24 protein-coding genes and 2 pseudogenes are annotated in these 25,463 nt (G+C 72.7%); 16 read left to right on the forward strand and 10 right to left on the reverse strand.

The window, feature by feature from the left end; all coding sequences use genetic code 11:
* Window positions 1–180 precede the first annotated feature (180 nt).
* Window positions 181–1,386 (forward strand): extracellular catalytic domain type 2 short-chain-length polyhydroxyalkanoate depolymerase, encoded by a 1,206-nt coding sequence (locus tag GQF42_RS32695; RefSeq protein ID WP_158925926.1) that lies wholly within the window; start codon window positions 181–183, stop codon window positions 1,384–1,386.
* Window positions 1,387–2,108: 722 nt separating this feature from the next.
* Here GQF42_RS32695 and GQF42_RS32700 read toward each other — a convergent pair.
* Window positions 2,109–2,804, reverse strand: coding sequence for an aminoacyl-tRNA hydrolase (locus tag GQF42_RS32700; protein WP_158930839.1), 696 nt, complete (start codon window positions 2,802–2,804; stop codon window positions 2,109–2,111).
* A gap of 108 nt (window positions 2,805–2,912) precedes the next feature.
* On the opposite strand from GQF42_RS32700, the gene GQF42_RS32705 reads away from it, so the two are divergent.
* Window positions 2,913–3,797 carry an ABC transporter ATP-binding protein gene (locus tag GQF42_RS32705; protein ID WP_158925928.1) on the forward strand — a complete coding sequence of 295 codons (885 nt, stop codon included), beginning with the start codon at window positions 2,913–2,915 and terminating at the stop codon, window positions 3,795–3,797.
* Complete coding sequence (locus GQF42_RS32710) at window positions 3,794–4,465, forward strand: ABC transporter (RefSeq protein WP_158925930.1); 672 nt, start codon at window positions 3,794–3,796, stop codon at window positions 4,463–4,465. The genes GQF42_RS32705 and GQF42_RS32710 overlap by 4 nt, the downstream gene beginning before the upstream one ends.
* 13 nt (window positions 4,466–4,478) lie before the next feature.
* On the opposite strand, the gene GQF42_RS32715 is transcribed toward GQF42_RS32710, so the two are convergent.
* The 7 genes from GQF42_RS32715 to zapE form a co-directional block, all read right to left on the reverse strand.
* Window positions 4,479–5,324 carry a polysaccharide deacetylase family protein gene (locus tag GQF42_RS32715; RefSeq protein WP_158925932.1) on the reverse strand — a complete coding sequence of 282 codons (846 nt, stop codon included), beginning with the start codon at window positions 5,322–5,324 and terminating at the stop codon, window positions 4,479–4,481.
* A 71-nt stretch (window positions 5,325–5,395) separates the two neighbouring features.
* Entirely contained in the window at window positions 5,396–5,947 is a 552-nt protein-coding gene (locus tag GQF42_RS32720; protein ID WP_158925934.1) for a YbhB/YbcL family Raf kinase inhibitor-like protein, read from the reverse strand.
* A gap of 10 nt (window positions 5,948–5,957) precedes the next feature.
* Window positions 5,958–6,761: a slipin family protein gene (locus GQF42_RS32725; protein WP_158925936.1), complete on the reverse strand. Its 804-nt coding sequence runs from the start codon at window positions 6,759–6,761 to the stop codon at window positions 5,958–5,960.
* Window positions 6,762–6,945: 184 nt separating this feature from the next.
* The gene (locus GQF42_RS32730) at window positions 6,946–8,430 is read right to left on the reverse strand and encodes a SulP family inorganic anion transporter (RefSeq protein ID WP_158925938.1); all 1,485 of its coding nucleotides are present in this window, start codon (window positions 8,428–8,430) and stop codon (window positions 6,946–6,948) included.
* Window positions 8,431–8,438: 8 nt separating this feature from the next.
* Window positions 8,439–9,017, reverse strand: a complete 579-nt coding sequence (locus GQF42_RS32735; protein WP_158925940.1) for a carbonic anhydrase — start codon at window positions 9,015–9,017, stop codon at window positions 8,439–8,441.
* Between the two features lie 114 nt (window positions 9,018–9,131).
* Window positions 9,132–9,470: a hypothetical protein gene (locus tag GQF42_RS32740; RefSeq protein ID WP_158925942.1), complete on the reverse strand. Its 339-nt coding sequence runs from the start codon at window positions 9,468–9,470 to the stop codon at window positions 9,132–9,134.
* A gap of 166 nt (window positions 9,471–9,636) precedes the next feature.
* Window positions 9,637–10,740, reverse strand: a complete 1,104-nt coding sequence (gene zapE / locus GQF42_RS32745) for a cell division protein ZapE (RefSeq protein WP_158925944.1) — start codon at window positions 10,738–10,740, stop codon at window positions 9,637–9,639.
* A gap of 37 nt (window positions 10,741–10,777) precedes the next feature.
* Between zapE and GQF42_RS32750 the strand changes: the two genes are divergently transcribed.
* From GQF42_RS32750 to GQF42_RS32775, 6 genes are all read left to right on the forward strand, one after another.
* The gene (locus GQF42_RS32750; protein WP_158925946.1) at window positions 10,778–11,623 is read left to right on the forward strand and encodes a pyrimidine reductase family protein; all 846 of its coding nucleotides are present in this window, start codon (window positions 10,778–10,780) and stop codon (window positions 11,621–11,623) included.
* A gap of 129 nt (window positions 11,624–11,752) precedes the next feature.
* On the forward strand, window positions 11,753–12,226 hold the full coding sequence (locus GQF42_RS32755) for an indole-3-glycerol phosphate synthase (protein ID WP_199272880.1): 474 nt from the start codon (window positions 11,753–11,755) through the stop codon (window positions 12,224–12,226).
* 129 nt (window positions 12,227–12,355) lie between these two features.
* Window positions 12,356–13,747 carry a UDP-N-acetylmuramate--L-alanine ligase gene (gene murC / locus GQF42_RS32760; protein ID WP_158925950.1) on the forward strand — a complete coding sequence of 464 codons (1,392 nt, stop codon included), beginning with the start codon at window positions 12,356–12,358 and terminating at the stop codon, window positions 13,745–13,747.
* A 14-nt stretch (window positions 13,748–13,761) separates the two neighbouring features.
* Window positions 13,762–14,169, forward strand: a complete 408-nt coding sequence (msrB, locus tag GQF42_RS32765; RefSeq protein ID WP_158925952.1) for a peptide-methionine (R)-S-oxide reductase MsrB — start codon at window positions 13,762–13,764, stop codon at window positions 14,167–14,169.
* A gap of 184 nt (window positions 14,170–14,353) precedes the next feature.
* Window positions 14,354–15,523 (forward strand): hypothetical protein, encoded by a 1,170-nt coding sequence (locus tag GQF42_RS32770; RefSeq protein WP_158925954.1) that lies wholly within the window; start codon window positions 14,354–14,356, stop codon window positions 15,521–15,523.
* Between the two features lie 99 nt (window positions 15,524–15,622).
* Window positions 15,623–16,951: a PP2C family protein-serine/threonine phosphatase gene (locus GQF42_RS32775; RefSeq protein WP_233273525.1), complete on the forward strand. Its 1,329-nt coding sequence runs from the start codon at window positions 15,623–15,625 to the stop codon at window positions 16,949–16,951.
* A 72-nt stretch (window positions 16,952–17,023) separates the two neighbouring features.
* Here GQF42_RS32775 and GQF42_RS32780 read toward each other — a convergent pair.
* A pseudogene (locus GQF42_RS32780) lies at window positions 17,024–18,393 on the reverse strand (sensor histidine kinase).
* Window positions 18,390–19,057 (reverse strand): annotated as a pseudogene (locus GQF42_RS32785) (response regulator transcription factor). The pseudogenes GQF42_RS32780 and GQF42_RS32785 overlap by 4 nt, the downstream one beginning before the upstream one ends.
* A gap of 174 nt (window positions 19,058–19,231) precedes the next feature.
* On the opposite strand from GQF42_RS32785, the gene GQF42_RS32790 reads away from it, so the two are divergent.
* From GQF42_RS32790 to GQF42_RS32820, 7 genes are all read left to right on the forward strand, one after another.
* Window positions 19,232–20,569: a ferredoxin reductase family protein gene (locus tag GQF42_RS32790; protein ID WP_158925956.1), complete on the forward strand. Its 1,338-nt coding sequence runs from the start codon at window positions 19,232–19,234 to the stop codon at window positions 20,567–20,569.
* A gap of 16 nt (window positions 20,570–20,585) precedes the next feature.
* Window positions 20,586–21,014 carry an FMN-binding protein gene (locus tag GQF42_RS32795; protein ID WP_158925957.1) on the forward strand — a complete coding sequence of 143 codons (429 nt, stop codon included), beginning with the start codon at window positions 20,586–20,588 and terminating at the stop codon, window positions 21,012–21,014.
* A 1-nt stretch (window position 21,015) separates the two neighbouring features.
* Window positions 21,016–21,774 (forward strand): FAD:protein FMN transferase, encoded by a 759-nt coding sequence (locus tag GQF42_RS32800; protein ID WP_158925959.1) that lies wholly within the window; start codon window positions 21,016–21,018, stop codon window positions 21,772–21,774.
* Window positions 21,775–21,857: 83 nt separating this feature from the next.
* Window positions 21,858–22,988, forward strand: coding sequence for an ABC transporter ATP-binding protein (locus GQF42_RS32805; protein ID WP_199272881.1), 1,131 nt, complete (start codon window positions 21,858–21,860; stop codon window positions 22,986–22,988).
* Window positions 22,985–23,638 (forward strand): ABC transporter permease, encoded by a 654-nt coding sequence (locus GQF42_RS32810; protein ID WP_158925961.1) that lies wholly within the window; start codon window positions 22,985–22,987, stop codon window positions 23,636–23,638. Before GQF42_RS32805 ends, GQF42_RS32810 begins: the two co-directional genes overlap by 4 nt.
* Window positions 23,635–24,303, forward strand: coding sequence for an ABC transporter permease (locus GQF42_RS32815; protein ID WP_158925963.1), 669 nt, complete (start codon window positions 23,635–23,637; stop codon window positions 24,301–24,303). The genes GQF42_RS32810 and GQF42_RS32815 overlap by 4 nt, the downstream gene beginning before the upstream one ends.
* A gap of 107 nt (window positions 24,304–24,410) precedes the next feature.
* Window positions 24,411–25,370 (forward strand): ABC transporter substrate-binding protein, encoded by a 960-nt coding sequence (locus GQF42_RS32820; protein WP_158925965.1) that lies wholly within the window; start codon window positions 24,411–24,413, stop codon window positions 25,368–25,370.
* The last annotated feature ends 93 nt before the right edge of the window (window positions 25,371–25,463 follow it).

A 25,463-nucleotide genomic window follows, 5' to 3' on the forward strand; every position in this document is an offset into this window, starting at 1 on the left:
TCCTGAAGGCTCGGCGGGGTGCCAACTCGGCGAATTTTCCAACCAATCGATTGGTTGACACCGTAACGCAGAAGCCGGATGGTGGCTCACGACGCGTCAGAAAACAACCAATCGATTGGTTGGAATCAGCAGCCTGGTTGCACTCCCCACCCCCTCCACCCATCCCTCGGAGTGTGCTCCATGAGATTCCGCTCCCCGCGCAGAGCCGCGCAGGCTCTCGCCGCCCTCGGCGCCGCACTCGCCCTCGCGGCCGGCGGCCCGGCCGCATCCGCCCGGGCCGCCGCCCCGCCGCTGCCGGACCTGAACATCACCGGCACCTACGTCACCGGCGTCTCCTCCGGCGGCTTCATGGCCACCCAGCTCCAGGTCGCCTACTCCGGCACCTTCGACGGCGCCGGCATCGTCGCCGCCGGGCCTTACGACTGCGGCCAGGGGCATGTGATCGAGTTCGTCACCTGTGACCTCGGCCTGGGCGTCGGCGACCTGGAGCGGCAGGCCGAGGACTGGGCGTCCGAGGGCCGCATCGACCCGGTCGCGAACCTGCGGGGCAAACCGGTCTACGCGTACCACGGCACTCTCGACCCGGTGGTCAACCCATTGGTCTCCCGGGCCGGCGTCGACTTCTACGAGCACTTCGGCGCGGACGTCACCTACCACGACCGGGACCCGGCCGGACACTCGTGGCCCACTCCTGACGGCGTCGTCCCCTGCGCCCTCACTCTGCCGCCGTTCCTGAACAACTGTCACGACGACCCGGAGCAGGAGATGCTCACTGCCTGGCTCGGCGGGGTCAACCCGCCGAACACCGGCGCTCCCAGGGGCACCCTCACGTACTTCGACCAGAACGCCTACGCGCCCGGCGGCTCTGCCCGCGCCCTGTCCATGGACTCCACCGGGCAGCTCTATCTCCCGCCGGCCTGCGCGAACGGCGCGCCCTGCAAACTGGTGGTGGCCCTGCACGGCTGTCTGTCCGCCCAGCAACTCCTGGGCACGGCCTTCGCCGAGAAGAGCAACATCGACACCTACGCCGACACCAACAACCTGGTCGTGCTCTACCCGCAGGCCGTCTCCAGCGTCTGGCCCGTCAATCCGCAGGGCTGCTGGGACTGGTTCGGATACACCGGCTCCGACTACGCCGTGAAGAGCGCACCGCAGATGACCGCCGTCGTCAACATGGTCCACGCCCTGGGCGCCCGACCCGCACCGGCCGTCCCCGCAGTGCCCGTTCCCGCAGTGCCCGCCGTCCGCGGCCCGGGCACTGCGGGGCCGGGGCCTTTGCGCCGACGGGAGCGGAGGTCCGGCGGTCCGCTCACGGACGTGCGGGGACCAGCGCCGCCGCCGGCGCACGCAGGGCCGTCGTGGTCCGGTCGCGGTCCCCGGTGGTGACCAGGTCCAGGAGCGGTCGGGAACGCCGGGATCGCCGGGGCCGGCGGCCCCGAAGAGGTGCTGGGCGTCGGGGAGCATGGACTGGGCGTGACGCAGGACAGTGGGCCCCTGGCCGCGGCCGTGCGGCGTCGACCGGGAGCGTGTCTGCCCCCGCCACCCTCGCGCGCGCCGCCTTCCGCGGGCCCCGGAGGTGTGGCGCAGGGCCACCAGCGGCGGCGCACCCGCCGGCCTCCTCCTCTACAACCTCCTCCACAACGCCGATCCGACGTCGCGCACCGATGTCTCGCACCGATGTCGCGCACCGATGTCGCGCACCGATGTCGCGCTCCGACGTCCCGCACCGATGTCGCGCGCTGATGTCGCGCTCCGACGTCCCGCACCGACGTCGCGCTCCGATGTCGCGCTCCGATCCCTCGGACGGCCTGAAGCCGGTCGTCACGCGCGGGTGGCTCTACACCCGTGCCCCACGCGCCGCCGTCCTCGGCGCTCCCCGCGTCGCCGTCCTCGACGCTCCCCGTGCGGCCGCCCTCGGCGTCCGACCGGCGCCGACTGCGCAGACCGCTGCCGGCGCTGCTGGGGCGCATCGGTTTCGGGGCGCGTCCTGAGGACGACCCATTTCCCCTGCCGGCCCTCGCCCCGGGCGCCCGTCCTGTCGAGGCCTGTGCCGGACGCCTCCTGGAAGCGGCTACGTGAACAGCCCCCAGCGATGGATATGTGCTGCCTCAGCCATCAGACACGCCTTGGCGCAACGCCGGATGGTCGGCGACGACCGTGCAGCTGCCCGGTGCGATCTCCGTGAAGCCGGCATCCCGCACGAGCGGCAGCCCGCTGCCGGTCAGCCGGGCCCAGTCGGCGGGGTCCGCCGTGCGGACGCAGAGCGCGAAGCCCGTGTCCCGCCAGGCCGTGCGCTCCGCCGCGGGCAGTGCCCACCAGGCCAGCTGGGCGCCGTGCCCCGCCTGGGCCATGGTCTTTCCGGCCGACATCTCCAGAGCAGGATTCAGCCACAGCACCGGCTGCGCCGACTCCGCCGCGACGGGCGGCTCCGGGTCGTCCAGCTCGGTGCCGGACACCTGGAGCTTGGCCAGGTCCTTGGGCCAGCCGTCCAGCGGGACCGGCGGGAAGACCCGCACCTGCGCGGCCTTCCCGGTCACCGTGATCCCGGGCAGCGCCTCGGCCCGCCGCCACTCGGCGCCCCGGGCCCGCCGTACGACCTTGCGGATCCGCGCGTCCTCCCAGTTCCGCACCGCCTCGGCCCACTCGCCGTCACCGGCCGCCCGCTCGTCCGCGAGCAGCACGAGCACGGCCCGGGCGGCCGTCTCCAGCGCGTCGGTGCGGGCGGGCGGCGCAGCGCGCTCGATCCGCACGACGAGGGGAAGGACGAACTGCGGCGCTTCGTCCCGGCTGTCACTCGGGGGCATGGCATCAGGGCTCACGTCAGCCAACCTTAAAGGGCGCAACCGGCCGAGAACGTCTTGCGGACCGGACCCCTGATCAGCTCCGACGGCAAGAGCGGACAAAATCGCCCCATGCAACGTGACCTACGACTGATCGGCGTAGGCCGCCGCTACGGCATCCGCGGCCCCTGGGTGTTACGAGGCGTCGACCTCACCATCGCACCCGCAACCCTCACCCGCATGGAAGGAGCGAACGGCACCGGGAAGTCCACCCTGCTCCGCCTCCTCGCCCGCCTGGACACGCCGACGGAGGGCCGGGTCACCGGCCGCCCGCGCACGGCGTACGTCCCCGAACGCTTCCCCTCGGCGCTGCCCTTCACGGCCCTCGGCTATCTCACCCACCTCGGCACCGTGCACGGCCTGAGCCGCACGACCGCGCGGCGCACTGCGGGCACCTGGCTGGAACGGTTCGGCGCGGGTGCCCACGCCGACACCCCGATGGCGCGGCTGTCGAAGGGCAGCAGCCAGAAGGTCGCCGTCGCCCAGGCCCTGCTCGGCGAACCGGAGCTGCTGGTGCTGGACGAGGCCTGGACCGGCCTGGACGCGGCGGCGCGGGCCGAGCTGGAGCGGGCGGTGGCCGAACGGACCGCCGCCGGCGGTGCCGTGGTGTTCGTCGACCACGACCCGCGCCGGCTGGCCGGAGCACCGGACGCCACGTACACCGTGCGCGACGGCGGGCTCGAGCGCCGTACGGGCGGCGGGAGTTCACCGGCCGGACCGCTCGCCCAGGTCACCGTGCAGGGGCCGGCCGGCGGGGCGCTGCCGCCCGACGCGACCCGTACCGTCACCACCGCCGAGGAGCCCACCCCCGGCAGCTACCGTCTCGCCGTACCCGCCTCCCACTCGGACGTCCTGCTGCGCGCCCTGCTCACGGCCCGCCCGCCCTGGCACGTGGTGAGCGTCACCCCACCCTCCGACGACGACCCACCGTCGGCCGACCTCGGAAGCCGCCCATGACCGCACTCCTGCGCTACCAGGCCGACCTGCTGGTGCGCTCCCAGCGCTGGCTGCCGCCGGTGATCCTGTACGCCGCGTTCCTGGGGATCGGTGTGCAGAGCGGCCAGCCCGTTCTCAGCTCGCTCGGCTACACGGCCGCCGGTCTGCTCCCGGTGGCCGCCTGGCTGGTGCGGATCTGTGTCACCGGTGAGCCGGACGCGGCCCGCGCCTGTGTCGCCGCCGCGCGCGGCCCCGCGCGGGCCCACCTCGCCTGTCTGCTGACCGCGCTGCTCGCGGCGGTGGCGCTCGGCGTGCTGGCGACCGTGGTGGTGACACTGATCAGCGCCCCGGCGAGCGACGACCACCACATCCACGTTCCCGCGCTGAAGGCCGCCGCGGCCGGGCTGCCCGCCACGCTCGCCTGCGCGCTGCTCGGCGCGGCCGTCGGCGCGCTCACCAACCGGCCGGTGCTGTGTTCCACCGGCCGTGCGGTGCCCGCGATGCTCCTGGGCGCCCTGCTGGCGGTGGTGCTCACCGGCTCCCCGGCGCAGGCAGCGGTCAGCGGACTGGTCACCGGTTCGCAGACCGGCCGGGTCGCGGTGCCGCTGCTGCCGCCGGCCGGGGCGGCCCTGCTCACGGCCGCCGCCTTCGCCACTGCCGCAGGCCTCAGCGCCCGTCGCTCACCCTGAGCGGGCGGTGCGCTCAACGGTGCCCGTTGCTCTGCCCGATCAGCTCGGAGACCTTCACCAACCGGTAGCCGCGCCTGCGCAGTTCCGGTACGACCGTGCGGACGACCTGCGTGGTGGTCGGGGCGGTGCTGAGGACGCAGTGCATGACGACCACCGAGCCGGGCTGCACCTCGTCCAGCACCTGCCGGGTGACCGCGTCGGCGTCCTTGGCGGACGTGTCGCCGCTCACCACGTCCCACTGCACCGCGGTGACCCCGACCTCGTTGAGCGCGCGCAGCGCCTGCCGGTCGTAACAGCCGCCGGGGAAACGGAAGTACGGCATCGGGCGCGGCACCCCCGCCTTGCGCAGGGAGGCGTACGCCCGGGCCACGTCCGAGCGCATCTCGGCGGCGGGGACGGACGGCAGGCCGTCGCAGTCGTCGGTGAACGCGTTGTGGCCGTAGGAGTGGTTGGCGACCTCGAACTGCGGGTCGTGGCCGAGGCTGCGGGCCTCGGTCGGGTACTCGTCCGCCCACCGGCCGGTCATGAAGACGGTCGCCGGGACCTTCAGTGCGCGCAGGGTGCCGATGAGATCCGGATTGTCGAAGTGCTCGCCGGCGGCGGCACGGGGTCCCTCGGCGGTGGTCATGTCGGCGTCGAAGGTCAGCGCGACGGTCCTGCCCAGGGTGCGCGGGCCGTGCTCGAAGACCGGGGTCAGACCGCCGGGACCCGGCGCGAGCACGGGCGGACGCGGGGCGGGCGGGGAGATGGAGACGGTGGCCTCGGTCCGGTCGTGGCGGGCACCGTCCGCACTGCCGCAGGCGGCGAGCGCCGCCCCCAGGACACAGACGGCGGTGATACGACGTGCTGGTGGGATCACCGTACGAACGTACGGCGAAATGTAGGCTTATATGTCGATGTATGGCGTGGCGCGGCAGTACGGTCACCCGGCTAGCGGCCGTAACGACCGGTCAGCGTTCCCGTGGCCAGGGTGTGGCCCGACAAGGCACGAAGGAGATCGTCCCGGCTCGCCTGCGCGGTGAGCGACAGGCGGCCGTCGGTGGCGTACACCGTGAGGACGTAGCGGTGCGGCCGGTCGCCCCGGGGCGGGCAGGGGCCGCCGTAGCCCGGTGTGCGGAAGTCGTTGCGGCCCTCGGTCGCACCCGGTGGGTGTCCTCCCGCCGGCAGACGGGTGGTGTGCGGGTCGATGCCCCACACCAGCCAGTGCGTGAACGCACCGTGCGGGGCGCTCCGGTCCTGCAGGAGCAGGGCCAGGGAGGCGGTGTGCGCGGGCACGCCGGAAAAGGCGAGCGGCGGTGAGACGTTCGCGGCGTCGCAGGTGAAGCGGCGCGGGATCGTACCGCCGTCGGCGTACGCGGTGCTCGTGACGGTGATGCGGGCGGCGGCCGTCGGCGAAGAGCTGGTGTCACCCCTGCCTCCCCCGCCTCCGCATCCCGCGACGCAGGCCAGCGCGGCCACCAGGGCCGCCACGCTCTTACGCATGCCCGGCACGCTAGCCGGAACGCGGCCCTCCGTCACTGTCCGACGCGGGCGGTGCGTTGTTGCCGCGCTCCAGGAAGTGCAGCAGCTCCACCGGGATCGGCAGGACCAGCGTGGAGTTCTTCTCGGCCGACACCGCCATCACCGTCTGCAGCAGCCGCAGCTGGAGGGCGGCGGGTGTGTCGGCCATCTGCTGGGCGGCCTCGGCGAGCTTCTTGGAGGCCTGGAGTTCGGCGTCCGCGTTGATGATCCGGGCCCGGCGCTCCCGGTCGGCCTCGGCCTGACGGGCCATGGACCGCTTCATGGTGTCCGGCAGCGAGACGTCCTTGATCTCGACGCGGTCGACCTGGACGCCCCAGCCGACGGCCGGGCTGTCGATCATCAGCTCCAGGCCCTGGTTGAGCTTCTCGCGGTTGGACAGCAGATCGTCCAGGTCGCTCTTGCCGATGATCGACCTGAGCGACGTCTGGGCCATCTGCGACACCGCGAACTTGTAGTCCTCGACCTTCACCAGGGCACTGGTCGGGTCGATCACGCGGAAGTAGACGACCGCGTCCACCCGTACGGTGACGTTGTCGCGGGTGATGCCTTCCTGGGCCGGGATCGGCATCGTGACGATCTGCATGTTGACCTTGTGCAGCCGGTCCACGAACGGGATCACCAGGGTCAGGCCCGGCGAGCGCTCGTCTCCGGCGACCCGGCCGAGCCGGAAGAGCACGCCGCGTTCGTACTGCTTGACGACCCGTGCCGCCATCGCCAGATAGATCACACCGGCGGAACCTGCCGCCGCGATGGCGCCCAGCAACTCCGAGAGCATGGTGACCTCCTCACGGAGAGGTCTGCTTTTGTCCGCTGCTGTAACCATAAGCCGGTTGGGCCGGTCTGCCGAGGGGTCCCGGCAGACCGGACCGGGATGCCGAGGGGCGTCGGCACCCCGGCCCGGGGACTGCGGCCGTCGGGCGGCCCGTTTGGTGACCGTCGGACAGCCTGGGCGGTGGTGGTCAGGCGGCCTGTGCCGCCGTGACCTTCACCGGTTCCGTGCCGGCCGCGCTGTGGCGTGCGGCCCAGTTCTCCAGGGCCGTACGGCAGGCGTGGTCCAGGTGGTGGAGGCCGGACAGGTCGAGGCGGACCGGGCGGTCCTGGGGGAGGGACTCCAGGCTGTCGAGGATCTTCGGCAGCCGCAGGAAGGTCGCGTTGCCCGAGAGAAGGGCGTCGACCGGGCCCGCCCCCTTGTCGATCACCTCCAGCTTGACGTGCGAGGCCTCCCAGGCGGTCTTGACCACCGCCAGCGCCAGGCCGATCAGCACGCCCTCGAACATGCTGACCGCCACGATCGAGACCGCGGTCACGGCCAGGACCAGCGCTTCACCGCGCTGCTCGCGCCACAACCCCGCCAGCGCCCGGACGGGCACCAGCTTGGCGCCGGAGTGGATCAGGATGCCCGCGAGCGCGGGGACGGGGATCCAGGCCAGCACGCCGGGCAGCAGCGCGGCGAACAGCAGCAGCCACACACCGTGCAGGACCCGGGAGGCCTTGGTGCGGGCACCCGCCTGGACGTTGGCCGCGCTGCGCACGATCACCGCGGTCATCGGCAGCGCGCCGAGCAGCCCGCACACCGCGTTGCCGGTGCCCTGGGCGATCAGCTCCTTGTCGTACGCGGTGCGCGGCCCCGGGTGCAGCCGGTCCACGGCCGCCGCGCTGAACAGCGACTCGGCGGAGGCGATCAGGGTGAAGGCGACCACCGTGCCGAGCACCCCGACACCCGCGAGTTCACCGAAGGCACTGAGCGGCGGCGGCTGGATCGAGCCCAGCAGGCCCTGCACCTGGACGGTGGCCACCGGCAGGTCCAGCGCGAGCGCGGCCAGGGTGGCGAGACCGACCGCGGCCAGCGGGCCGGGCACCGTGCGCACCCCCGCCGGGGCGTGCTTCCACAGGAGCAGCACGGCGACCGTGCCCGCGGCCACGGCGAGCGAGGACAGGCCCGTGCCGTCGCCGAGGGCGTCCCGGAGCGCCCCGGGCAGCCCGGCGATCTTGCCCAGGCCGGAGTCGGGTGCCTTGGCCGCCAGCGCCGGGTACAGCTGCCCGGCGATGAGCACCAGACCGATTCCGGCCAGCATGCCCTCCACGACGGAGACCGAGATGGCACGGAAGTAGCGGCCGAGCTTGAGCAGGCCCATGGCCACCTGGATCGCCCCGGCGGCGAGCACGATCACGCCGAGCACGGGCAGGCCGAACTCCTTGACCGCCTCGAAGACGAGCACGGTCATGCCGGCGGCCGGCCCCGACACCTGCAGGCTGCTGCCGCGCATCAGCCCGGTGACGAGGCCGCCCACGATGCCGGTGACCAGGCCGAGTTCGGCCGGGACACCGGAGGCGACGGCCACGCCGACGCACAGCGGCAGCGCGACCAGGAAGACGACGAGGGAGGCGGCGAAGTCCTGCCGCATGTACGGGAAACGGGATATGAGGGTGTTCCTGCCGGTCATGGGCGCGCTCACAGGGACTCGAAGGTGTCGGTCTGCGGGCGGTGCGCCCGTACGGCGCCGGTGTGCACCTCGTAGTACCAGGCGTGCAGGCCCAGCCGGCCCTCCGTCAGCTTCCGTGCGACGCACGGGTACGAGCGCAGCCGCAGCAGCTGGGTCAGCACATGGGCCTGCACGCCCTCGGCGACCTCCGGGTCCTCGGCCGCACCGGCCGGGCGCGGGGTGGCGTGCGCGAGCCAGTCGCGCACGGCCGGTACGGCGGTCAGGTCGTCGCCGCGCACCAGCGCGCCGACCGCGCCGCAGTGCGAGTGGCCGCAGACGACGATGTCGCGCACGCCGAGCACCTCGACGGCGTACTCGATGGTGGCGGCCTCGCTCGTAGGCTGCTGCGAGGTGTGCGGGGGGACGATGTTGCCTGCGGTGCGCAGCTCGAACAGTTCGCCGGGGCGGGCGCCCGTGATCAGGGCCGGGACGACCCGGGAATCGGAGCAGGTGATGAAGAGCACCTGCGGGCACTGGCCCTCGGCGAGCTTGGCGAACTCCTCAGGGCGCTGTCCGAAGGTACGGGCGTTGTCGATGAGGGGCTGCATGTGTGTGGGTTCCTCCTGGCGCGCCTGCACGGGCGCGTCGGACTTGAACGACGGTGGTGGGGGATCGTGGTGGTGAGGGGAAGGCCCGGTGACCGGGCCGGTGCTGACCGGCTGTCAGCAGCGGAAGACCTGGAGCGCCGCCGTGGTGTGGGCTCTGGAGGGTCTCGGGGCGCGCCGGTCGACGGCGCCGGGGGTGCCCGGCGTGTCGGTAACGGCGGCCCGGCCGGTTATGAGCGGGTGCTCCTGCGTGCGGCGGGAGGTGGAGCCGAGGACCGTGTCCGTCTCGTCGCGCACCGGCAGTTCGGACGACGTCGTTCCGATCTGGGCCTTGGCCGTCGCTTCACCGAGGGTGTGCGCGGATGTGAAGGTTTCCGCAGGCGCGAAGAGCAACAGGGTGAGCAGGGTGACGGCAAGGGAGGCGAGCGTGGTCCGGGCCGTCGTACCTCGGAACATGCGCCCTCCTTCCGGAAGTTCACGCCTCTCGAATGCGCCAAGCATTGGTCAATGACTGGTCAAGAAACACGTTAACCCTGCAAAGTCCTTTGCAGGGTTAACAGCGCGTTACGAGCGCAAGAGAGCGTGAAAAGTGCCGGTCGCGTGGCCGGAATCCGACTCTTGCCTACGGGGTGACGAGCCCCTTGGCGTCACGGGCCAGCGCGGTGAGCCGGGAGATCGCGCGGAAGTACTTCTTGCGGTAGCCGCCCTTCAGCATCTCCTCGCTGAACAGCCGGTCGAACGGCAGACCCGAGGCCAGCACCGGGACCTCGCGGTCGTAGAGCCGGTCCGCGAGCACCACGAGCCGCAGCGCCGTCGACTGGTCCGGAACCGGCTCCACGCCGGTCAGGCACACGGCCCGGACCCCGTCGGTCAGCGCGCCGTACCGGCTCGGGTGAACCTTGGCCAGGTGTTCCAGCAGATGCGGGAAGTCGTCCAGCGAGGCGCCCTCGGTGGCGTACGCCGCCTTCGTCACCTCTTCGTCGGTGAAGGGCTTGGGGGCCTCGGGCAGGCCGCGGTGCCGGTAGTCCTCGCCGTCGATGCGCAGGGTGCGGAAGCGGGCCGACAGCCCCTGTATCTCGCGCAGGAAGTCGGCGGCGGCGAACCGGCCCTCGCCCAGCTTGCCCGGCAGCGTGTTGGAGGTGGCGGCGAGCGCGACGCCCGCCTCGACCAGCTTGCCGAGCAGGGTCGACACCAGGACCGTGTCGCCCGGGTCGTCCAGCTCGAACTCGTCGATGCACAGCAGGCTGTGGCCGGAGAGGGTCTGCACCGTCTGCTGGAAGCCGAGGGCGCCGACCAGGTTCGTCAGCTCCACGAAGGTGCCGAACGCCTTGCGCGAGGGCTCGGCGGGGGTGGCGTGCCACAGGGAGGCGAGCAGATGGGTCTTGCCGACGCCGTAGCCGCCGTCCAGGTAGACCCCGCGCGGGCCGGCCGGCGTCCGAGGCGCCCTGGTCCTGCCGAAGCCGAAGAAGCCGCGCTTGCCGGCGCCGGAGGCGTGCGCCCCGCCGAGCCCGGCGGCGAAGCCCTCCAGCACCGTCACCGCCTCGGTCTGGCTGGGCTGGTTCGGGTCCGGTATGTACGTCGAGAAGCGGACCGAGTCGAAGCGCGGTGGCGGCACCATCTCGGCGACCAGCCGGTCCGCGGGTACGTACGGCTCGCGGGCGCACAGGGAGAGGGGGCCCGCGTCGGTCAGGGGGCTGGATCCGGGGGCGGCGGTGGAGGACGACACGGTCACCCATGCTAAGCGCCGTGCCACACTGCACGACATGCGACGCCTGTTCCCTGTGACCGACGAAACAGCAGCCCAGGCCTCCGGTGGGGGTGAGCGTGTCGGGGGAACCGGGGGTGCCGCCGGGCCGGATCGGCCCGCCCCGCCCGTCGACCGGGAGTGGACCCTCGCCGAGCTGGCCGCCGCCTACGCCTATCCGCTGCCCGGGCCGGGCGGACCCAAGCCGTGGCTGCGCGCCAACATGGTCTCCACCCTGGACGGCGCCGCCCAGCACGACGGGCGTTCGCAGCCCATCTCCTGCGCCGCCGACATGCGCGTCTTCGGCACCCTGCGGGCGCTTGCCGACGTCGTCGTGGTGGGTGCGGAAACGGTACGGCAGGAGGGATACCGCCCGGCACGCGCGCGTGCCGAGTTCGCCGGCGCCCGCGCGGCCGCCGGACAGGCCCCCGCGCCGGCGATCGCGATCGTCACCGCGAGCCTGGACCTGGACTTCTCGCTCCCGCTGTTCACCTCGCCCCTGGTGCCCACACTGATCCTGACCGGGGCCGACGCCGCCCCGGACCGCGTCGCCGCAGCCGAGAAGGCCGGCGCCAAGGTGGTGGTCGCCGGGGCGGGCAGGGGCATCGACCCCGCGCGCGCGGTGCACGCCCTGGCCGGCCTCGGCCACACCCGGCTGCTCACCGAGGGCGGGCCCCGGCTGCTCGGTCAGCTGATCGCCGCCGACGTCCTGGACGAGCTGTGTCTGACCCTCTCGCCGATGCTCACCGCGGGGAGTGCGCAGCGCATCGCCGGGGGCCCGCCGGTCGCCGTGCCGCGCCGGTTCGAACTCGCGTCCCTCCTTGAGGAGGCCGGGTTCCTGTTCGGCCGATACCGTCGGTCCTGAAATAACCGGAATATACTGCTCCGCTTTGCTCCCGGGGGGCAGACTTAGTCCGGCACAATCCGTGCGATCACGGGGCAGGATGGTTTCCGCAGGGGTCTGGTGAGGCCCCCGGAGGAGAAGAGGCGTTTGGTGTTCACAAGCGTTCTGATGATCGAGAAGGCCTTGACGTCCGCCGACGTGGACTTCGTCACCACCTTGCACGGGGACGAGCAGGTCACTTTTCACGTGCTCCTCCAGCCGCGCGGCGACCAGGCGGACCGCCTGCTGCGGGCCATCGACGACATCGCGCTCGGTGAACTCGACGAGGCGGTGCGCGAACGGGAGACGCCGGAGGGCGAGCAGGCGCGCGGGATCGGACAGCAGGCCCTGGACGTCTCGTTGCAGGCGCTGCGGGCCGCCGGCAGCCGGGCGGAGGGCCGCCTGGTCGAGGACCATCCGCTGGACGCGCTGAAGGAGCTGGTCGCCGAGGTGTCCGCGGACGAGGTGATCGTGCTGACCGATCCGCACTACGTGGAGGAGTTCTTCCACCGGGACTGGGCGTCCCGGGCCCGGCACAAGGTGGGTGTGCCGGTGCTGAAGCTGTTCTCGCACAGCAAGGCCTAGGTGCCGTGGGGGCGGGTGCGCGTCGGCGGGTGCGGGTGCGTCGTGGTTGCTCGCGCCGTTCCCCGCGCCCCTTCGGGTCGGCATAGGCTAGGCCTGCTCCAGCCCGCACCGTACTTGGGAGAAGAACGCATGGCACCCGGCCTTCCTACCGCCATGGACCGACCGCACTTCATCGGCATCGGCGGCGCCGGGATGTCGGGGATCGCCAAGATCCTCGCCCAGCGCGGGGCCGCGGTGGCCGGCAGCGACGCCAAGGAGTCGGCGACCGCCGAGGCGCTGCGGGCGCTCGGTGTCACCGTGCACATCGGGCACGCGGCGGAGCACCTCGCCGACGACGCGAGCTGTGTCGTCGTGTCCTCGGCGATCCGCAGCGACAACCCCGAGCTGGCCCGCGCGGCCGAGCTGGGCATCCCGGTGGTGCACCGCTCCGACGCGCTCGCCGCGCTGATGGAGGGGCTGCGCCCGATCGCCGTGGCCGGTACCCACGGCAAGACCACGACCACCTCGATGCTGGCGGTCTCGCTCGGCGAGCTGGGCCTGAAGCCGTCGTACGCGATCGGCGGCGACCTGGACGTGCCCGGCTCCAACGCGCTGCACGGCGCGGGCGACATCTTCGTCGCCGAGGCGGACGAGTCGGACCGCAGCTTCCACAAGTACGCGCCCGAGGTCGCCATCGTCCTCAACGTCGAGCTGGACCACCACGCCAACTACGCCTCGATGGACGAGATCTACGAGTCCTTCGAGACCTTCGCCGGGAAGATCGTGCCCGGCGGCACTCTGGTGATCTCCGGCGACCACGAGGGGGCGCGGGAGCTGACCCGGCGGCTCGCGGGCTCGGTGCGGACCGTGACGTACGGCGAGGCCGAGGACGCCGACGTGCGCGTGAGCGCCGTCGTACCGCAGGGACTCAAGAGCCGGGTCACCGTCCTGCTCGACGGGCAGGAGCTGACCTTCACCGTCTCCGTGCCCGGCCGGCACTACGCCCTCAACGCCGTCGCCGCGCTCACCGCCGGTGCCGCCCTCGGCATCCCGGCCGCGGAACTGGCGCCCGCGCTCGCCGCCTACACCGGGGTCAAGCGGCGCCTGCAGCTCAAGGGCGAGGCGGCCGGCGTCCAGGTCATCGACTCCTACGCCCACCACCCGACCGAGATGACCGCCGACCTGGAGGCCATGCGCGCCGCCGCCGGTGACTCCCGCATCCTCGTCGTGTTCCAGCCGCACCTGTTCTCGCGCACCCAGGAACTGGGCAAGGAGATGGGCCAGGCGCTGGCCCTCGCCGACGCCTCGGTGGTCCTCGACATCTACCCGGCCCGCGAGGACCCGATCCCGGGTGTCACCAGCGAGCTGATCGTCGAGGCCGCGCGGGCCGCGGGCGCCGACGTCACCGCCGTGCACGACAAGGCCGAGATCCCCGGCGTCATCGCGGGAATGGCGAAGCCCGGTGAGCTGGTTCTGACCATGGGCGCGGGCGACGTGACCGACCTGGGCCCGCTGATTCTGGACCGCCTGTCGCAGCAGTAAAGGGGCTGAGGCTCATGTCGTACGACGTCGAGAAGCCGGACGAGCAGTGGCGCACGGAGCTGGCGCCGGACGAATACGCCGTGCTGCGCCAGGCCGCCACCGAGCCGGCCTTCACCGGTGAGTACACGGACACCAAGACCGAAGGCGTCTATTCCTGCCGGGCCTGCGGCGCCGAACTGTTCACCTCGGACACCAAGTTCGAGTCGCACTGCGGCTGGCCGTCCTTCTACGACCCGAAGGAGAGCAAGGCGGTGGAACTGGTCGAGGACCGGTCCCACGGCATGGTCCGCACCGAGGTGCGCTGTGCCCGCTGCGGTTCCCACCTCGGGCACGTCTTCGCGGGCGAGGGCTACGCGACCCCCACCGACCAGCGGTACTGCATCAACTCCATCTCGCTGCGCCTGGCGCCCGCCGAGGACTGAGAGCGCACGACCGACCGGGCGCCGCGCCGTCGGCGGCGCCCGTACAGTGGCGATCCCGTGACGCCACGGAATGAAGCGGATCAACAGACGCGCCGAATCTTGCAAAAGGCATGTCCGAAAGGCTTCGGTCGGTCGAAGATGAGCAACGCCGGATACGGGCGCGGGAGCGGGAGGGGCGACGGGCGTGGGGACGGACGGCCACGACGATGCGGGCGCCGCGCTGCTCGCACCTCGCCGAGCCGCGCGGATGTCGCGCGGTGCGCCCGGCGCCATGCCCCGGGCGCCGCGGTTACCCGGCCATGGCCCCCGGCCGCACGACGACCGGCTCGCGGTCCGGCTCGCGGTCCGGGTCGAGGACGCGGCCTCGGGACACGGAGGAGTGCCGGTGCCGGCCGGATTCTTGTCGGTCGGCAAGACCAGCACCGCGCGAGAGGCCTTACGGCTGCCGGGTGGGCGCGGCCGACGGCCGTGGCGCCCCGCCCCGACCGATCCGGACGCCTTCCCGAGCGGCCTTGAACACCTCGCTCCGCACCCCGTGATCCGGCCGGACGTCGTCCCCTCCTGCCCCGGAGCGGGCGCGGGACGGGGGGAACGGGCCGCCGCGGCGCTCCGCAGGCCGCCGAGCGGTCCGGCGCCCGGACCGGTCCTCGTCCGCGGCGCGCTGTCGAGCGGCGACCTGCTCGAGTGCACCACGCCGGCCGGCACCCACGGCCCCCTGCCCGCCGACGAGCCCGGGCGGGTACGGGAGCCGGCGACGGCCCGGATGATCGCGGTGCCGGACGAGTTCGACGGCGCGGCGCTCGCCGCGCCCGAGCGGAAGGCCGCCGACGGCGCCGCGCGGCCCGCCCTCGCGCTGCGGCACGCCGGGAAGGGCCGGGTGGCCCGGTCCCTTGCCACAGCCCCCGCGCAGCTCCAGGGCTGCGAGACCGCCCCACCTCCGGCCCGCGCCCTCCTCGAGGCCGCGACGGACGACCGCTGCCTCGACCTCGACCCGCACCTGGTGCTCGCCTTCCCGCGGGCCGCGGCCGGGAAGCGCACGCAGGCGGTGGCCCTCCGCGAGCAGGCCGACGCGGGCCGCACCGGTCCGGCGGGGCCGGCCTCCGGGTTCCCGTGCCGGTCGGGCCGCGCCACCGAGGCCGCGGGCGATTTCTGCGCGCTGGTGCGGCCGGCCGGGGCCAGGGCGTGGCGCCGTGAGTACCACGAGACGGTACGGCTGGTCCTGCCGATCACGGACCCGGAGCGCCCGGGCGCCCCCGAACCGGACGGTCGGCCGAAACCGCCTCCGCCGTATGCCGAGGGGGCCGACGCCGACGGCGTCTGGTCGGAGCCGCCGTGGGGTGGACAGCCGCCGTAGGAGGGGACCAGCGGGCCCTGAGGGCCCTGCGAGACGGATGGGGGGAATGGGATCGGTGCCCTATTTGCTCCAGTTTGAGATTCTGTGAGGGTGTTGGGTGTGGCGCGCTGGATCCAGTCTCGCCGTAGGCAGCTGGCTGCCGACGGCCGCCGCCGCGCCGACAGCGGTGATGGGGAGGCTCTGACGTCCACGAAAACCGGGGCAGCCGCGCGGGCGGCGCAGACCGACGCCCCGACGGCCGGTGCGCGGCTCGCCGCGCTGCGCGATGCGCTGGCGGAGATCGGCAACACCCTCGAGGAGGCCACGACCTGCGGTGAGCTGACCCGGGCCGCCGTGGGGCTGGCCGGCGGGACCGCCGCCACCGTGCTGCGTCGCAGCGACAAGACCGTCTCCGGCTACGAGGCGATCGCCGGGGACGCCGATGCGCTGCCCGACGTCCGCTGGGCCACCGCGGTGGCCCGTGAGGCGGGTGCACCGGCGCTCGGCGCGCCCGTCCAGCACTGGCTGGAGTACGCGGGTGCACCCCACACCCGGGCCGCCCTGTGCCTGCCGCTGACCAGCGGGGAGGACACCTACGGTGTCCTGGTGTGGGCGCGCTCCGGCCAGCCGCTGCGCACCTGGGAGGCCGAGCTGCTCAGCCTGCTCGCCGAGCGCGCCGCCTCCCACATCCGGCACGCGCGCGCCTACGAGACCGTCAACCGCACCGCCGGTGACCTGCAACGCGCCCTGCTCTCCGAGCCCGGTCGCCCGCACCCCAACCTCGACATCGCCATCCGCTACCTTCCGGCAGGCGGCGGTGTCCTGGTCGGCGGCGACTGGTGCGAGACCGTACGGCTGCACTTCGGGCGGACCCTGCTGGTCGTCGGCGACGTCATGGGACACGGCCTCGAGGCCGCCGTCGACATGAACGCCTACCGCTCCTCGTTGCGCTACATCGCCTCCGCCGACCTGCCCCCGCACCGGGTGTTGCGGCAGATGGACGAGATCTCCTCCCGGGAGGCCGACCGCCGGCCCGCGACCTGTCTGCTGGCCAGCGTCGACCCCGGCCGGGGCCAGATCACGCTGGCCAGCGCCGGCCATCTGCCGCCGGTGCTCATCGCGACCGACGGCGAGGCCATGCTGCTGCCCGTTCCCGTGGGGCCGCCGCTGGGCACCGGACTCGGCGGCTACGAGTCGGCGACCCACCGGCTGTCGCCCGGGCAGACCCTCGTGCTGTTCACCGACGGGCTGGTGGAACGCCGCGGCGAGGACATCGACGACTCCCTGGCCCGGCTGTCCGCCGTCCGCTTCCCCGCGGGGGACGGGCTGGACGACGTCCTGGACACCATCCTCGAGCGGCTGGACGCCCGGCATGCGGAGGACGACGTCGCTGCGCTGGCTGCGCGGCCGTACAGCCGGGCGGCTTCGGCCGACGCGGCCTCGCGGTAGGGGCGGGGTGGGTGTTGGCCGGGGGCCGGGGGCCGGGGGCCGTGGGCGGGGGCGCGCGGTCGCCCGCGCCCTTCAGGCCGGCAGCCGTACCGTGAAGACCGTCGTGCCGTCCTGCAGCCCCAGCCCGCTGCCGCCCCGGTCCCGGCTGCGGGCCTTGTCGATCCGGTAGAAGCGGTCGAAGACCTGCTCCCGGTCGGCCTCCGGGATTCCGGGGCCCGTGTCGGCGACCTGCACACGCGTGCCGGCGGCATCGGACGCCACCGTCACGGACACCTCCGTCCCGGGCGGGGTGTGCACGGCCGCGTTGGTGAGCAGGTTGTCCAGCACCTGGCGGATCCGCACGGGGTCAAGGCGCAGCCGCAGGGGAGCGGTACCCGTCTCGACGGTCAGCGGATGTCCGGGACGGCCCGCGCGGAAGGCGTCCGCGGCCTCGCGCACCAGTTCCGTCAGGTCGGTGTCGGCGCACCGCAGCGGCGCCTCGGCCTCGGCCGCGTCCAGCCGGGCGAGCAGCAGCAGATCGTCCAGGAGGACGCCCATCCGGGCGGCCTCGGCGCGCAGCCGGGCCAGATGGCGGTCGCGTTCGGCCGGCTCGTTGCGGCTGCGTACTGGAACAGGTCGGCGTAGCCGCGCACCGACATCAGCGGGGTGCGCAGTTCGTGCGAGGCGTCCGCGACGAAGCGGCGCAGCCGCTGTTCGGCCTCCGCGCGCACCCCGAGGGAGTCGTCGATGTGCTCCAGCATCGTGTTGGAGGCCGTGCGCAGCTCCTCCACCTCGGGGCCGCCGCCCTTCCGGTCGGCCCGCAGCGGCAGCCGGGCCGCCGGATCGGTCAGATCGTGCGAGGCGATCCCATGGGCGGTGCGCGCCATGTCGCTGAGCGGTTGCAGACCCCGGCGCAGCATCGTGCGGCCGATGACCACGAACGCGAGCAGGGCCAGCGCGAACGCCACCACCTGGACCGTGATCAGCTGCCGCACGGTCGCCTCGACGCCGGCCAGCGGTGCCGCACTCACCAGGACCACGCCGGGCTCCACCTCGCAGGCGCGCAGCCGGTAGGTGCCCTCGCCGGCGATGGTCGCGGTCCGGAAGACCTCCGCCGACGAGCGCGCGCGGGTCTCGGCCAGGGCGTTCAGCGGGGCGGTGTCGGCGGGCACGTCGGCGGGGGTGCGCAAGCGCGCCGAGCCGCCGGAGACGTCGTAGACGGCCGTGTACCAGCCGTAGTACGGCTGGCGTTCGACCGTGCCGTGCGCGGAGGCGTCCTTGGTCTGTACGGCCTGCACCAGTCGCATCTGCTCGCCGAGCTGCCGTTCCAGATAACCGCGCATGTAGGCGGTCAGGGGCGTGCCGACCACCGCGAACACCACGAGGGACAGCGCGCCCAGGCCGAGTGCCAGCCGGGTGCCGAGCCGAAGCCTGCCGTACGCCCCGCGCAGCCGGCCGATCACCTGGCCGCCTGCCGGACCACGTACCCGGAACCGCGCACGGTGTGCAGCAGCGGCTCCTCGTCCGGCCCGTCCAGCTTGCGGCGCAGCCGGCTGACCACGAGTTCCACCACGTTCGAGCGGCCCCCGAAGCCGTACTCCCAGACATGGTCGAGGAGCTGCGCCTTGGTCAGCACCGCCGGCGACTTGCGCATCAGATGGCGCAGCACCTCGAACTCGGTCGGGGTGAGCGCGAGCAGCCGCTCGCCGCGCCGCACTTCGCGGGTGTCCTCGTCCAGGGTGAGTGCGGCGACCCGCAGGACGGAGCGCTTGAAGCCGGGCCCGGCGCTGCGCCGCAGCACGGTGCGCAGCCGGGCCATCAGCTCCTCGACGGCGAACGGCTTGACCAGATAGTCGTCCCCGCCCCGGGTCAGGCCTGCGACCCGGTCGGCGACGCCGTCGCGGGCGGTGAGGAAGACGACCGGCACCATCGTCCCCGAGCGGCGCAGCCGGTCCAGCACGCCGAAGCCGTCCACGTCGGGCAGCATCAGGTCCAGGACCACGATGTCCGGCTGGAACTCGGCGGCACGGCGCAGCGCATCCTCGCCCGAGCAGGCGGTGAGCGCCTCCCAGCCCTCGTACCGGGCGACCGTGGCCACCAGGTCGGCGACGGCGGGTCGTCGTCCACGACCAGCAGCCGTACTTTTTCCACCCGCTCATCCTGCGGCACCCGTCCGGCTCTCTCCAAGGTGCCCGTCCCCGCCGGTCGCATCGATACTCAAGTGAAAGTCGTCCGACAGGAAAACGACAGTATCCGCGGGCGAAGCTCGTCACCCAGGACCCGATCAAGGAGCTGCCGTCCGTGACGACCCTCCAGACCCGCCCCGCGGTCCCCGCGACGATCCGCCCCCGGATCGTGGCCCGGACCGGCCTGTACGCGCTGCTGGCCGCGAACGCGGCGGTGGTCGCCTGGTTCTTCGTCCAGGCGGGCTTCGCCTCGAACGCGCTGATCGTGCTGGGCCGCCTGTGCGGCCTGTACGGCGCCCTGCTCATGGCCTTCCAACTGCTGCTGGTGGCCCGGCTGCCCTGGCTGGACCGCCGGATCGGCATGGACCGGCTGACCTCCTGGCACCGCTGGACCGGCTTCGGCGTGCTGTGGACGCTGCTCACCCACGCCGTGTTCATCACCTTCGGCTACGCGCAGGCGTCCTCGATGGGACCGGTGAACCAGCTCGTGAACCTCGCCGAGACCACCGAGGGCGTCCTGCGGGCCGTCGTCGCGCTGTCGCTGATCGTCGTGATCGGCGCCGTCTCGGCCCGCTGGGCCCGGCGCCGGCTCGCCTACGAGACCTGGCACTTCATCCACCTGTACACCTACGTCGCCGTGGTCCTCGCCTTCACCCACCAGGTCGCGGCCGGAACGACGTTCACCTCCTCGTCCACCGCGAAGACGTACTGGTACACGGTGTGGGGCGTGGCCCTCGGCGCGGTGCTCCTCGGCCGGCTGGTGCTCCCGTTGTGGCGGAACCTGCGGCACCAGCTGCGCGTCGAGGCGGTCGTGCCCGAGTCGGACGACGTCGTCTCCGTCTACGTCACCGGCCGCGACCTGGACCGGCTGCCCGCGCGGGCCGGCCAGTTCTTCCTGTGGCGGTTCCTCACCAGGGACCGCTGGTGGCAGGCCAACCCGTTCTCGCTGTCGGCCGCGCCGGACGGCCGTACCCTGCGCCTGACCGTCAAGGCGGTGGGCGCAGGCAGCGCCGGCCTGCGCCATCTCGCGCCGGGCACCCGCGTCTTCGCCGAGGGCCCGTACGGCGCCTTCACCACGCTGCACCGCACCCGCCCGGATGCCGTGCTGATCGCCGGCGGTGTCGGCGTCACCCCCATCCGGGCGCTGCTGGAGGACCTGGCGGGCCATGCCGTGGTCATCTACCGGGTGGCCGCCGACCGGGACGCCGTCCTCCATGACGAGCTGCGCGACCTCGCCCTTGCCAAGGGCGCCGAGCTGCACCTGGTGACCGGGCCCGTCGTGCCCGACCGGCTCGCCCCCGGCGAACTGGCCAGGATGGTGCCGGACATCGCCGACCGGGACGTCTTCCTGTGCGGGCCGCCCGGGATGATGACCGCCGTGCTGCGCAGCCTGGGGGACCTGGATGTGCCGGGGCGGCAGGTCCATTTCGAGCGTTTCAGTCTGGCCGGCTGAGAGAGGGCGTCCCACCGTGAAGCGAGCCATTCCCGTCTTCCTCCTGACCGCCGCGGGTCTGATTCCGGTGTGGCGGTATCACCCGTCGACCGGGACATCGACCACGACGACGCAGGCCGTGGAGCCCTCCACGGCCCCCTCGCCCGCCGCCTCGGCCCACTCGTCGTCCCCGTCCTCGGCGGCCTCGAAGGTCGTCCCGGGCACCGCGGTGGACACCGTGAAGGGCGTCTTCCAGGTGGAGGTGACCTTCCGGGGCGACCGGATCGCCTCCGTGCGGATGCTGCAGGCCCCGCACCATCCGCAGACCAAGTGGGCCGTGCCGGAGCTGATCAAGGAGACGCTGCAGGCGCAGAGCGCCCACATCGACTCGGTGTCCGGAGCCACGATCACGAGTCAGGGATACCGGGAGTCCCTCCAGGCCGCAATCGACGCCAAGGCCTCCTGACGTGCAGCGTGTCGAACATGTCATGGGCTTTCCCGTCTCGCTGCGCATCGACGACGAGGGCGATCTCACCGAGGCCGCGGACGCCGTCTTCGCATGGCTGCGTGAAACGGACGCCCGGTTCAGCCCGTTCATTCCGGGCAGCGAGGTGTCCCGCTACGGGCGTGGGGAGTTGGCGGACGGCGAGCTGAGCGCGGACCTGAGGGAGGTCCTCGGCCTGTGCGAGCGGTACCGGGCCGCGACCGGCGGCGCCTTCGACGTACGGCTGCCCGGGCGGGGCTTCGACCCGTGTGCGGTGGTCAAGGGCTGGTCGGTGCAGCGGGCGGCCGGGCTGCTCTCGGCGGCCGGGGCGCGGCGGTTCTGCCTCAACGCCGGGGGTGACGTGGTCGTCTCCGGCGGACCGTGGCGGGTCGGGATACGGCATCCGGAGGCGGCCGACCAGGTCTGTGCCGTCCTCGCGGTCACCGACGCGGCGGTGGCGACCTCCGGGCGGTACGAGCGCGGCGACCACATCCTCGACGGCCGCACCGGACGCCCGGCGACCGGGCTGCTCAGCCTCACCGTGCTGGCTCCGACGCTGACCGAGGCCGACGCGACCGCCACGGCCGCCTTCGCGCTCGGCGCCGAAGGCCCGGCCTGGGCCGCCGCCCGCCCCGGCTGCGAGGTGTTCGCGGTCGACGCCGAGCGGAGCGTCGTCCGTACGCCGGGGTTTGCCATCGCCCAGCCATTCGCCTGCCGGAACGCCGAAACACTCGCGGTCTAGACTCTCCCCGCAACGGCCTGCGCACCTAAGACCTTGGCCGAAAAAGGGCGGAAAACTGCCAAACCCGAAGGGTATTCGGCGTTTTGATACAGATAGAGTCAGTCACGAAGAGGTACCCGGACGGCACGGTCGCGGTCGATCAACTCTCCCTGGAGATACCGGACCGTGCGATCACCGTCCTCGTCGGGCCCTCCGGCTGCGGCAAGACGACGACCCTGCGGATGATCAACCGGATGGTGGAGCCCACCGAGGGCAGCATCCTCCTCGACGGTGCGGACATCCGGCAGCAGCCGGTCAACACCCTGCGCCGCTCGATGGGTTACGTCATCCAGAACGCCGGACTCTTCCCGCACCGCACCATCCTCGACAACATCGCCACCGTGCCCCGCCTGCTCGGCACGCCCAAGCAGCAGGCCCGGGTCCGGGCCGCCGAGCTGATGGAACGGGTCGGCCTCGACGCCGCGCTGGCCAAGCGGTACCCGTACCAGCTCTCCGGGGGCCAGCAGCAGCGCGTCGGAGTCGCCCGGGCGCTCGCCGCCGATCCGCCGGTGCTGCTGATGGACGAACCCTTCTCGGCCGTGGACCCGGTGGTGCGCAAGGGGCTCCAGGACGAACTGCTGCGCATCCAGGACGAACTGGGCAAGACCATCGTCTTCGTCACGCATGACATCGACGAGGCGATCAAGCTGGGCACGATGGTCGCCGTGCTGCGCACCGGCGGCCGGCTCGCCCAGTTCGCGCCGCCCGCCGAGCTGCTGAGCGCGCCCGCCGACGCCTTCGTGGAGGACTTCCTCGGCGCCGACCGCGGGATCCGCCGGCTGTCCTTCTTCCCTTCCACGGAACTGGAGTTGGACACCGCGCCGATCGTGGGCATCGGCGCCGACGCGGAGCAGCTCGCCGCCCGGGCCGACGCCCCCTACCTCCTCGTCACGGACGCCGACGGCAGGCCGCTCGGCTGGGGCGAGCCGGACCGGCTCACCGCCGGGGCCATCGACCCGGCCCGACTCCTCGACCACGGGCGCCCGTTCGTGCCCGGCACCGACTCGCTGCGCACCGCGCTCGACGGCGCCGTGCTCTCGCCGACCGGCCGGGCCGTCGCGGTGGACGCCGAGGGACGTGCCGTCGGCGTGGTCTCCCAGCAGGTCATCGGCGAGGCGATCCGGGCGGCCCACGGCCGGGTCGCGGAGCCGAGCGACGTGAAGGCCGGGCGATGAGCGGCTTCTTCGACCTGCCGAGCGACCTCCAGCACAGCTACCTCGGTCTGGTCGGCCTGCATCTGCGCGAGGCCCTGCTGCCGGTGCTGGCCGGACTGATCGTCTCGCTGCCCGTGGCCCAGCTGTGTGTGCGCTTCCGCTGGATCTACCCGCCCGTCCTCGGCGCCACCAGCGTCCTGTACGCCATCCCCTCGCTGGCCTTCTTCGTCGTGCTCATCGACTACTTCGGCCAGAGCGAGACCACGATCATGATCCCGCTCGCGCTGTACAGCCTGGTGGTGCTGGTCCCGGCGATCGTGGACGGCGTGCGCTCGGTGCCGCCGCAGACCCTCTCCGCGGCCCAGGCCATGGGCTTCGGGCCGGTACGCCGCTACTTCCAGGTCCAGTTGCCCATCGCCGTACCCGCGATCATCGCGGGCCTCAGGGTGGCCACCGTGTCCAGCATCTCCCTGGTCAGCGTCGGCATGCTCATCGGCAACCAGGGTGCCCTCGGCAACATGCTCTGGGACGCCCAGACCTACCACCGGCCCGCCCTCGCCGTGACGGCGGTCGCGACCATCGGCGTGCTGGGCGTCCTCGCCGACGCCGTACTGGTCCTGGTCCGCCTGCTGCTGACCCCCTGGATGCCGCGGAAGGGTGCCGCCCGGTGAACGTCCTCGACTTCGCACGCGCCTTCTTCAGCGACAGTGCCCAGTGGCACGGCTACGACGGCATCCCCACCCGGTTCGCCGAGCACGTCGGTTTCTCGGTGGAAGCCCTCCTGATCGCGGCCGTGATCGGTCTGCCGGTCGGCCTGCTCACCGGCCACTACGGCCGCGGTGGCAACACCCTGGCGCTGATCGCCACTGCCGGGCGGGCGCTGCCCACGTTCGGTCTGCTGGTGCTGACGTTCATCTGGCTCGGCTTCGGGCTGGTGCCCGTGATGATCCCGCTGGTGGTGCTCGCCGTACCGCCGATCCTGGTCACCACCTACGAGGCGGTCCGCTCCGTCGAACCGTCCCCGGTGGACGCCGCGCGGGGCATGGGCATGTCCGAGGCGCGGGTGCTGTTCCAGGTGGAGGTGCCGGTCGCGCTCCCGCTGATCCTGAGCGGCCTGCGCACGGCGGCCATCCAGCTCGTCTCCACCGCCACCATCGCCGCCTACGTCGGCCTCGGGGGCCTCGGCCGGTACATCATGGACGGCCTCTACCAGAAGAACTACGAGAAGGTCGTCGGCGGCGCCACCCTGGTCGCCGGACTGGCCCTCGTCACCCTCGTGTTGTTCTGGGCGGTGTCCCGGATCACCGTGTCGCCGGGGGTGCGGCGCAGCCACTGAGGGGGCGGTGCCAAGGCGGTCCCGCGTGCACGACTGACCGCAGATCGAGGCCAATCGGTGATCTGTTGCCCTTGACTGACCGAGAACCGGCTGGATTGGATCGGTGGGTGACTTCCAACAACCGCATCAGCAGGTCCATCCGGAGGAACCGAGGCGCGGCGGCGGTCGCCCTCGTGGCGGCGACGGCTCTGCTGGCGGGCTGTTCCTCCAGCGGCGACAAGTCGGGCAACCCCCTGACGGACAGCAAGGCGAGCGGCGACAGCGTCGTCGTCGGCTCCAACAACTTCCCCGAGAGCACCCTGCTCGCCGACATCTACGGCGAGGCGCTCAAGGCCAAGGGCATCAAGGTCACGTACAAGCCGAACATCGGCAGCCGCGAGACCACGTACGGGCTGCTCAAGAACGGCTCCATCAAGGTGCTGCCCGAGTACAACGGGGCGCTGCTGGCCTACCTCGACCCGAAGGCGAAGCCCAAGACGGTCGAGGCCACCACGGCGGCCATCGAGGCCAAGCTGGACTCGAAGCTGACGATGCTGAAGCCCGCCGCGGCGCAGTCCAAGGACTCGGTCACGGTCAACGCGGCCACCGCGCAGAAGTACCACCTGACCGCGAAGTCCACCATCGCCGACCTGAAGGACATCGCGGGGGACCTGGTCATGGGCGCCTCGCCCGAGTTCCAGACCCGCCAGCAGGGCCTGGTGGGCCTCAAGGACGTCTACGGCCTTCAGTTCAAGTCCTTCCGGGCGCTGGACGCCGGCGGCCCGCTCACCCAGGCGGCGCTGAAGAAGAACGCGGTGCAGGCCGCGGACATCTTCACCACGGACGCGACCATCTCCAAGGAGAAGTTCGTCGTTCTGCAGGACCCGCAGAACCTGTTCGGCTTCGAGAACGTCCAGCCGCTCGTCCAGAAGAAGGCCCTGCCGCAGAAGGGCGTCGACGCGCTCGACGCGGTCTCGGCCAAGCTCGACACGGCGACCCTGCTGGACCTGGACACCCAGGTGCAGGCCCAGAACAAGGACCCGCTGGACGTCGCCAAGGCCTGGCTCAAGTCCGCCGGCCTCGCCTGACGCCCGCCCCTTGGGCCCGGCCGTGACACGGTGTGCACCGCCGTGTCCGTACCCTGCGCCCTCACCCCCTCGCCGGGCTGCTCATCGCCTCAG

The organism is Streptomyces broussonetiae (assembly GCF_009796285.1).
GTDB classification, from domain to species: domain Bacteria; phylum Actinomycetota; class Actinomycetes; order Streptomycetales; family Streptomycetaceae; genus Streptomyces; species Streptomyces broussonetiae.

Coding starts and splice junctions, on each gene's coding strand:
- GQF42_RS32695 (WP_158925926.1), top strand. CDS start 181: ATGAGATTCCGCTCCCCGCGCAGAGCCGCGCAGGCTCTCGCCGCCCTC.
- GQF42_RS32700 (WP_158930839.1), bottom strand. CDS start 2,804: ATGCCCCCGAGTGACAGCCGGGACGAAGCGCCGCAGTTCGTCCTTCCC.
- GQF42_RS32705 (WP_158925928.1), top strand. CDS start 2,913: ATGCAACGTGACCTACGACTGATCGGCGTAGGCCGCCGCTACGGCATC.
- GQF42_RS32710 (WP_158925930.1), top strand. CDS start 3,794: ATGACCGCACTCCTGCGCTACCAGGCCGACCTGCTGGTGCGCTCCCAG.
- GQF42_RS32720 (WP_158925934.1), bottom strand. CDS start 5,947: ATGCGTAAGAGCGTGGCGGCCCTGGTGGCCGCGCTGGCCTGCGTCGCG.
- GQF42_RS32725 (WP_158925936.1), bottom strand. CDS start 6,761: ATGCTCTCGGAGTTGCTGGGCGCCATCGCGGCGGCAGGTTCCGCCGGT.
- GQF42_RS32730 (WP_158925938.1), bottom strand. CDS start 8,430: ATGACCGGCAGGAACACCCTCATATCCCGTTTCCCGTACATGCGGCAG.
- GQF42_RS32735 (WP_158925940.1), bottom strand. CDS start 9,017: ATGCAGCCCCTCATCGACAACGCCCGTACCTTCGGACAGCGCCCTGAG.
- GQF42_RS32740 (WP_158925942.1), bottom strand. CDS start 9,470: ATGTTCCGAGGTACGACGGCCCGGACCACGCTCGCCTCCCTTGCCGTC.
- GQF42_RS32750 (WP_158925946.1), top strand. CDS start 10,778: ATGCGACGCCTGTTCCCTGTGACCGACGAAACAGCAGCCCAGGCCTCC.
- murC (WP_158925950.1), top strand. CDS start 12,356: ATGGCACCCGGCCTTCCTACCGCCATGGACCGACCGCACTTCATCGGC.
- msrB (WP_158925952.1), top strand. CDS start 13,762: ATGTCGTACGACGTCGAGAAGCCGGACGAGCAGTGGCGCACGGAGCTG.
- GQF42_RS32810 (WP_158925961.1), top strand. CDS start 22,985: ATGAGCGGCTTCTTCGACCTGCCGAGCGACCTCCAGCACAGCTACCTC.